Source organism: Paraburkholderia nemoris (assembly GCF_905221015.1).
In the GTDB taxonomy this organism is placed as follows: Bacteria; Pseudomonadota; Gammaproteobacteria; order Burkholderiales; family Burkholderiaceae; genus Paraburkholderia; species Paraburkholderia nemoris.
In genome coordinates this window covers 1-2,865 of the sequence record NZ_CAJNBO010000089.1, presented here as the reverse complement: position 1 = coordinate 2,865, position 2,865 = coordinate 1, and the positions used below count along the sequence as shown (strand labels likewise).

General features: G+C 58.4%; 3 protein-coding genes. 1 reads left to right on the top strand and 2 read right to left on the bottom strand.

Annotated elements, in window-relative coordinates; genetic code table 11:
* Positions 1 to 30: 30 nt before the first annotated feature.
* Complete coding sequence (locus tag KHO33_RS41725; protein WP_200568545.1) at positions 31 to 1,461, bottom strand: ISKra4 family transposase; 1,431 nt, start codon at positions 1,459 to 1,461, stop codon at positions 31 to 33.
* A 13-nt stretch (positions 1,462 to 1,474) separates the two neighbouring features.
* Positions 1,475 to 2,116: a plasmid pRiA4b ORF-3 family protein gene (locus KHO33_RS41720; protein ID WP_200568544.1), complete on the bottom strand. Its 642-nt coding sequence runs from the start codon at positions 2,114 to 2,116 to the stop codon at positions 1,475 to 1,477.
* 119 nt (positions 2,117 to 2,235) lie between these two features.
* Here KHO33_RS41720 and KHO33_RS41715 point away from each other — a divergent pair, with 119 nt between their 5' ends.
* Positions 2,236 to 2,838 carry a recombinase family protein gene (locus tag KHO33_RS41715; protein ID WP_234480966.1) on the top strand — a complete coding sequence of 201 codons (603 nt, stop codon included), beginning with the start codon at positions 2,236 to 2,238 and terminating at the stop codon, positions 2,836 to 2,838.
* Positions 2,839 to 2,865 lie beyond the last annotated feature (27 nt).

Sequence of the window (2,865 nt, the reverse complement as noted above, 5' to 3'; positions counted from 1 at the left end):
GAGAGCGCGCCATTCCGGGGGCTGGAGCTTCTATGCCGCCTCCTGTAGCGTCGCGGCCTCTTCGTCTCTCATTCCGGCAAACCAGCGACCGAAGGTTTTCCGCAGATCGTCGTTCAGGACCTGCACGCGGGTCTGCAGCAGCAGATGCGCGCCGCGCTGGCTCCAACGCATCTGCTGCTTTTTCACAAAGCGCTTGCTGACCACGTAGTTCACGGTCGACTCGACAAACGCGGTGGAAATCGTTTCGTCGTGCCGGTAGCGGTCGCCATAGTTTGGAATGAACGCCTGGTTCGCCTCGATATAGCTGTGAAATTCCCGTACTGCCTTCTCCAGTTTCTTCTTGTTCGCCATATTTTCTTCCAGCATGTCCAGGTCGTCATCCAGGTCACCGGTACGGTGGAGGGCATGCAGGACATTGCCGTGCCAGAGATTCCATTTGAGGCTGTCCAGATGCCTTTCCAGGTCGGCCACCACGGCTGCAGTTTCCGGGTGCTTGTCGTCGGGCTTCAGTTCCGCGGTCATGCCCTTGATCATCTGTCTCATCACCGTCAAGCGCATGGTGATGTGGAACCAGTCAAGAAGATGTTCGGATTCCGGGCTGAGATAGTGCTGCAGATCGCGGACGGTGTCGCCGCCATCCGACAGAAACACGACTTGCTGATTCATTTGGAGACCTTGCGATTTTAGCACCTCGTAAAGTCGGCGCTTGGGTTTGGTGTCGTACTTGTTGACGAACGCAAACACCTTGGCGTCGCCCTCGGTCTGGACGCTCTTGCCGGTAATGACTTCGAACCAGCCTTCGGTTTTCGACTTCTGGTCCGACGCATGCACATAGCCGCCGTCCAAACCGACCGTCAAGGGTGGCCCCGGTGGCGGTTGTTTTGCCCATTCGAGAGGGCAACCTTCAATGAACTGGCACTGTTCCTCTCCCAGTTCACCCTCCATCCGTTCGGCAACGCGTTGCTGGTGGCGTCGCATCGACGTGGGGCTGATCTCTTCCGCGATCGGCAGAATCTCCGTCAGCAACTCGACGCTCAGTCCATAGGACATTAGCGAAGCGAATTTGATCTCAAGATACAGTAGTTCCGGCGCGCAATGCGTGCTCAGCAACTTCGCCAAGGGGCTTGAACTATGGTTGCCGTGGTTCTGGCAGGCGCAGTCGTAAAGACGGGGGCTAACCAAGTTGACTTTCCCAAACAGCGTCCGATAGGCGAGAGGATGCTTCCCTTTCCGGGTCCGGTGCGCGCCGCAGTCTGGGCAGGTCTTGAATTTTTCGAGGTATTCCTCGATCTGCCCAATGACCACGGCCTGCTGCATGCCGTGTAGCAACGCTTTCGCCTCCGCGAGTGTCAGACCGAGTTCCTCCGCGCGCAGCGCCCCGCGCTGCAGCTGAGCGATTTCCTCGACTTTCTCCGGTGCACCGTTTTCGGCCTCAATCACGACTTGTATTCTTACTTTCATCGCCGGCTCCTGTCTATTGCCACATCCAGGCTGCATCGCGGGTCGCGTACTGCTTGAGCCGGCGGTTGACCTCGCGCCGGTCGAAATCATCTAACGTCAGCCATTCGCGCAACGCTTCAATATCCTCACGCCGATCCCGAATAGCCTCGATGTCGTTGGCGTCGAGGTCGTCCTGAATGTCCTCGAGTAAATCCTCGACGTGCGACGGAACCTCATCACGTCGTGTCATGAAGGCCATGGCGCCGCCGCAGCCTTCCGGCGGCGCCCGCCGTTTGCCGCCAATGCAGCACGGATAGGTGCGCTTGTCGTCCAACGCCAAGCACGCCTCAATGCGCACTTCGTGTTGCCAGCAGTCTCCGAAGTCGTACTCGTACAGCAGGTGTTCGTTGATACGGAAGTTGAAATCGCACAGTCGAACGTGCTCGGGATCGGTCGAGAAACTTGTGCCGCCGTCGTGATACACGCCATAGTCCTGGCCATGGATGTGGAACAGATTCAAATGCGCGTCGCTCCAGCCGAAGGCGATCTGCAGCGTGTAATGCAGGTCGGCGATCGTGCTGTCGCTGCGCACCAGTAACCGACGCCAAATCATCGGACTTATCTGGCGAATCCATACGTGGAACCGGTAAACCATGGCGCTGGTGACATTTGTCATTGTCATCTAAGCTTAGTACACGACGGTCAGAATCAAATGATTCTGACCGTCGAAAACGATGCCTTGCAAGGCTCGCCAGGACTGGGACCTGGCGACCCGAATCGGAGGGGTTTTTGACCATGCGTGTGGCAGTCTATACCCGCGTGTCCACCCCGGACCAATCCACCGATCGTCAACGTCGGGAATTGCGCATCTACGCAAAAGCCCGCGGTTGGAAGATCGTGCGCGAAATGCAGGAAACCGCCAGCGGCGCGTCACACAAGCGGCCGCTGCGCGAAGCGGTCATGCAACTGGCGCGCACCCGCGCCATCGATGTGATCCTGGTACAGGCATTGGATCGTTGGGGGCGCAGCGTGCGGGATCTGATCATGACCATGGCCGAACTGGAAGCGCTCGGAGTGGCCTTTGTCGTACCTGGCCACATCGACATGAGCACGCCAATGGGCCGGATGCTCACGCATTTTCTCTCGGCAGTCGCCGAATTCGAAAGGGAACTCATTCGGGAACGTGTCCGCTCCGGCTTGGCCAATGCGCGCGCCAAAGGGGTGCGCCTCGGCCGGCCCAACGCGAAACCGCGTCTGGTGAACAAGGGCTTATCCTTGATCAGGCAGGGAGTAACCTATCACGACGCTGCAGAACAATCGGGCGTAAGCATTTCCACGCTAATGCGCGCCCGCAGGAAAGCCAACGCTACACTTGGCACTCAAAAAATCGGTCGGTAATCCCAGCCCCCGGAATGGCGCGCTCTC

Bases quoted from the DNA above. Each gene is read 5' to 3' on its own strand.
- KHO33_RS41725 (WP_200568545.1), bottom strand. From the start codon at position 1,461: ATGAAAGTAAGAATACAAGTCGTGATTGAGGCCGAAAACGGTGCACCG.
- KHO33_RS41720 (WP_200568544.1), bottom strand. From the start codon at position 2,116: ATGACAAATGTCACCAGCGCCATGGTTTACCGGTTCCACGTATGGATT.
- KHO33_RS41715 (WP_234480966.1), top strand. From the start codon at position 2,236: ATGCGTGTGGCAGTCTATACCCGCGTGTCCACCCCGGACCAATCCACC.